This is a genomic window from Gardnerella vaginalis, from assembly GCF_001563665.1.
GTDB classification, from domain to species: domain Bacteria; phylum Actinomycetota; class Actinomycetes; order Actinomycetales; family Bifidobacteriaceae; genus Bifidobacterium; species Bifidobacterium vaginale_A.
The window spans coordinates 1-5,408 of the sequence record NZ_KQ961859.1 but is presented as its reverse complement, the minus strand read 5'-3'; the positions used below and the strand labels follow the sequence as shown (position 1 = coordinate 5,408).

1 protein-coding gene is annotated in these 5,408 nt (G+C 41.6%); it reads right to left on the bottom strand.

Features of this window, described 5'->3' with window-relative positions; translation table 11 throughout:
* Nucleotides 1–5,119 (bottom strand): type I pullulanase (pulA, locus tag HMPREF3230_RS03155; RefSeq protein ID WP_419471023.1); only part of this gene is annotated, 5,119 nt, incomplete at its 3' end.
* Nucleotides 5,120–5,408: the final 289 nt, after the last annotated feature.

Sequence of the window (5,408 nt, the reverse complement as noted above, 5' to 3'; positions counted from 1 at the left end):
TGTTACCAACAGTAAGAGTATTCTTCAACTCAGGTTCAAGACTTTTAACAGACTTAGGCGCTGGAGCTGCTGGAGCAGAAGATGCAGGAGCTTGAGGCGCTGGAGTCTTATCTGGAGCAGGAGTTGGAGCCGGAGCAGGTGGCTGAGGAGCAGGACCAGGCTCAGGCGTTACAGGACCAGGCTCAGGCGTTACAGGATCAGGCTCAGGCGTTACAGGACCAGGCTCAGGAGATGGAGTTACAGGCTCACTCTTCTTTTCAGCATTAAGCAACACAGCAGTCGAAAGAGCAGCAACCTTGTATGTTCCGTCAGCAGAAACACTAGCCTCTTGAGCAGTTTCATTGACTTTGCCATCAGCAACAAGAGCAGAATACTTTCCTGCTGGAATCTTTACTTGAGTTTCAGCATTATTAGCATTGAACACTACAACGTATTGCTTATCTGCATCGTTAAGCGTGTAAGCAATTACACCATCAGGAGTGCCATCAATCATCTTCATGTTCTTGTTAATTGTTACATAATCAAAATCACGAAGAGATTTAATGCTCTTGCGTAGCTTCAACAATCCCTTGAAATAGTTCACGGAATCAGATTTTTCTGTTGCACGATTCCAATCAAGAGCATTGTCTTTATCGCCAGCATTGTAACTATTAGCGTTACTGTTCTTGCTTCGCAAGAATTCCTGGCCAAGCTGAATAAACGGCATGCCGCGCGAAAGCAAAATCATTGAATTTGCAAGCTTCACTCTCTTCAATCGTACGTCTTCAGTGTCTTGAGGAGCAGAAACCTTTAGCTTATCGTACAACGACAAGTTATCGTGAGCTTCAACATACTGAACAATTTGACCTGCATCAGCAAAGTGCGTTTCAGCATTACCATTCGAGCACTTAACAGTAGTACTCGTGCCAAATTGGCAACCAAGCAAATTATGCTCAAGCAAAGCCTTAACACCTTTATCCGTATTGCCATTTACAAAACCAGTACCTTTAGCGTCAAACACAGAACCTTTTACAGAATCGCGGAATGAATCGTTAAAGAACGCTACTCCTGGAATCTTATAAGCATTAGGTTGAATAGTAGACTCGCTCTTAGGAAGCAGTTCATTCATATCCCAGCCTTCACCGAGCACAATAATTGAAGGATCAATCTTATTAAGCTCAGCACGCACTTCTTGCATAGTCTTCAGGTCAATTAAGCCCATCAAATCAAATCGGAAGCCGTCAAGTTTGTAATTCGTAGCCCAATACTTTACAGAATCCAAAATATACTTGCGCATCATTTGACGCTCAGACGCAGTATCATTACCGCATCCAGAATTACCATTCAGAGCGCCATCCTTATAGCGGAAGTAGTATCCAGGAACTGTCTTGTTAAACGAATGCTTTTGCACATCATAAACATGGTTGTAAACCACATCCATAATCACACGCAAGCCAGCTTTATGAAGACCAGCAATCATTTGCTTAGCTTCCTTAACTCGCGCTGTTGGATTAGCAGGATCAGTAGAATAAGATCCTTCAGGAACATTGTAGTTCTCTGGATCATAACCCCAGTTTTGAGCGCCTGACTTTCCATAACTCAAGTCACCAGTTTCATCCACAGAACCAAAATCATACATTGGCATGATTTGCACGTGAGTGACACCAAGCGACTTCAAATAATCAAAGCCAGAAACATTCTGATTATCTTTAGTCTTAGTACCTTCTTCTATTACGCCAAGATACTTACCGCGATGAGCATCGCTAATACCAGAGTTTGGATTGATTGAGAAGTCACGAACATCCATTTCTGCAATTGTTGCGTCACTTGGATTCGTAAACTTTGGCATACGCTTTCCAGCGTTACCTGCGTCTTTATCTGCTAATACAACAGAACGCTCACCGTTTACTACTGCAGCTTTAGCATAAGGATCAGCAGAAACATTCACTGTGCCATCAGCAAAATGAACTTCGTATGCGTAAGCTGTATTAGCTTTGTCGCCATCAAGCTTTGCAGACCATACGCCATGATCTTCTGCTGTCATAGGTGTTTCTTTGTCTTTTTCAGCGTTTTCTTGAGTCGACTTATAAGTAATCAACTTTACTTCAGTTGCTGTTGGAGCCCAAAGCTTGAAAGTAGTTGAAGAAGCAGAATACACAGCACCTAAATCATTGCCAGTGTAAGCATATTTCTTATCGAATTCATCGGTACGAATTACGCTAGCACCAGTTTTTGAGGAAGCAGAAAGCTTAATATCTTTAGCTAATCCCTTAATACTCAACTTATACGCATGTTTAATATTAAGGTCATTCTTGGTTTCGATAGTAATCTCTGAACCATTAGCTTTAACAGAAGCAATCTCAACAGTCGTGGCAGGATTTTCACTAGCATCCAAAAGTGTTACGTCAGAGTCTTTTACAGAAGACACGTCACCAGATACTTTTACAGCTAACTTCTTTAAGCCAGCAATATCAGCAGACATTACGTGAGCTGTAAGTTGTGGCATAGTAGCGTTTAAGTATACTGTCATGTCATCTTGCATTAACCAGACTTCAGCACTACCCTTGTTTGGATCACTTGGATCTAGCTTAATTGCATTGTTTGGAATAAGTCGGTCACTAGGATCTTGTTTATCCCAAGCGTTAATTGGCGTAGATTTTCTAACTTTGAAGCCAACACTGTCAATACCGCCAGCATTCTTAGCAGTAAAGGTTGCAACTTTGCCATAATCATCATGCGAAGTGAAGTAACGAGCAGTACCACCGGTTCCATCGTTCCAAGTCCACATGTTCCAGCCTTCATAATCGCCAGCATTCCTGCGATAATGAACTGTTACCTTTAACTCTTTTGGCTTATTCTTAAGATTGTCTGGAGCAGTAAACTTAGTGCTATCGCTAGTGTCTTTTTCATTAGGATTTGTCCAAGTTCCGCCTGTTACCCAAGCTTCAGCAAGACCACTTGCACAGTTTTCAATAGCACGATCACCACCGTCTTTACCCCACTTCTCCGTAGTAGTAATAAAGGAAAGTGACTTGTTTTCAAAAGCTCCATCAACTGTAATTTCAAAAACTTTGCCGAAAGAATCCGTGCCAGTAAACGGATGCCAAGTTCCATGTAGATCTTTACCATCCTTGTCTTTACCCCACAAATAAACGCCAATATCGCGAGTATCACCAGCTTTTGGCTTGTAGTGGATGCGAACAGTAGTCTTTGGCTCATATTTTACTGGGCAAGGATTTACTCCAACACTACCCTTGTGATCTTGAGCTACATACGAATCAGTGTGAGCTGGAATCTTAAAGTTATTATTATCTCCTTCGTGATACCAGTAGTTTTCACCATTATTAAACACTGCTTCATAAGCTTTGCCATTGGTTGTAATTGTCTTCTTATACCAACCATCGCAAGCCTTCTGCATCTCTTCGCCAGGAGCTTGAGTCCAGGTTGAACCTCTGATGCCATAGTGAACATATACTTTTTTATCTTTAAACTTTTCGTCTGGCTTAAAGTAAATAGTCGTTGTAGGATCTTCTGGCATGCCTGCATCAGGCTTTTCTACACCATATTGAGGATCAGATGCGTCTGCAGCAGAGCCAGCCGGATGTGTAGCTTTTGTTGCATTAACATGTAAAGCTACAGCTTCGCGAGCGCCAATCTTGGTTTTAACTTCACCATTTTCAACTTTAACAGGCTTAGAGCAATCTCCTGCAGCATACACATTGCAATACTCACCATCAGGCAAATCAGTCTTATAAGAAACTTCTTTTTCGTCAAGCGAATTGTTGATTGCTAAGAAGCCCTTCTTTTCGCGACTAAAAGCAATGTTGTTATCGCCATCATCCTGCCAATTTGTGACTTTCGCACCTTGAACAGCATTGTAGAATCCAATCATTCCACGAATAGAAGTCCAACGCTGAGCGCACTGCCAATTGGAATCCTTACCACAAGTTACATCTGGAACATGTATATCAGTTGCACCAGGCGCACCTTCATCATTCTTATCGAACTTGTATCCGGAATACACGTTTGGAGTGCCGTATGGCCATGCGAGCATGAACGCATTTGCTAAAGCGTAACGGCGACCGTCCTTATATGTAAGCACGCTGTTACCACGCTCAGTATCCCAGTTCGTAACGAAGATAGCAGCTTTATCGCTTTCAACCATGCCGTCTTGAATTTTGTTCAGCGGCTTGCTTGCCTTCATCAGCGAGCCTTTAAAGTTTTGCTTAAGCTGGTAAGAGTAGCCAAATTCGTTGACTTCGCCTTCGCCTAAATGTGCAGCAGGCTTAATTTGTTCAGCTTCAGAAGGATTGCCAATAGTTTCCTGCATCCACCAGATGTCATTAATCTTTTTGCTGTCGTCAACACTTTCGTTGTATTGCTTTATAGCTTCAGCTTTAATGCCCCTCATATCTTCTGGAGAAATATGCTTAACAGCATCCACACGGAAACCAGCAACGCCAAGTTTCAACAAATCTGCAAAATACTTACCTAAAACTTTGCGCACGTGCTGCTTAGAAGTGTCCAAATCGAGTAAGCCAGAAAGCCTGTGAGTCCAAACTTCTTCAGCATTCGTATAATCTTTAATCTCTTCAGTGCTCTGATGGAAATCGTCTTTAGTGTATCCAGCATCCGGGAAAGACTGATTAGGCGCATCATACTTACTTCCACCAACACCGACAGTATCTTTATTATCAAAACCAGTCATATGGTTAATAACAGCATCAGCAATAATTCCAACATTCGCTGCTTTGCAAGTAGTAATCATATGCTTAAACTCAGCTTCAGTGCCAAGCTTAGAATTTAAGCTATAGCTCACAGGCTGATAAGAAGTCCACCAAGATTTACCTTTAATATGATCCTGAGAAGGCGAAATTTGCACATATTTCACACCTTCAGGACCGTAAGTATCAGTGCACTCTTGAGCAATACTATTCCAATTCTGCTGAAAAGCAGTAACAATAACACCCTTGCCATTAAGTGTTACATTATTAGAAGTTTCTTTGCTACCGGAAGCAACCCCCCCCCCGGCAGTATTTTCAGCATTCGCATTACCAGTAACAGCAAAACATGTTACAAGCATTGCAACTGAAGCTGCTATTGAAACCATCTTCGATGCGAAATCCCGATGACGATTCATCATTATCCTTTCCTTCATTGGTGCCAACGCATATTCTCCATCGTTTACATTGACATTGATGAACACGTAAACATTGACACGCGCAATGCCTACTAACAACATTTTTAAAGAACCGCCACGTTACAATAAAAACGCATTAATAGAAAACGTACCCATCAAACTATAGAGTATATCAGTCCATATAACAAAAAATCTAACAACTATTATTGTTCGATAATCTATAGTTTTATTTATAGAATTTTCCTATTTGTTGTTGCTGAGCTCTCGGAGTTTCTCTCATCGCAAGATT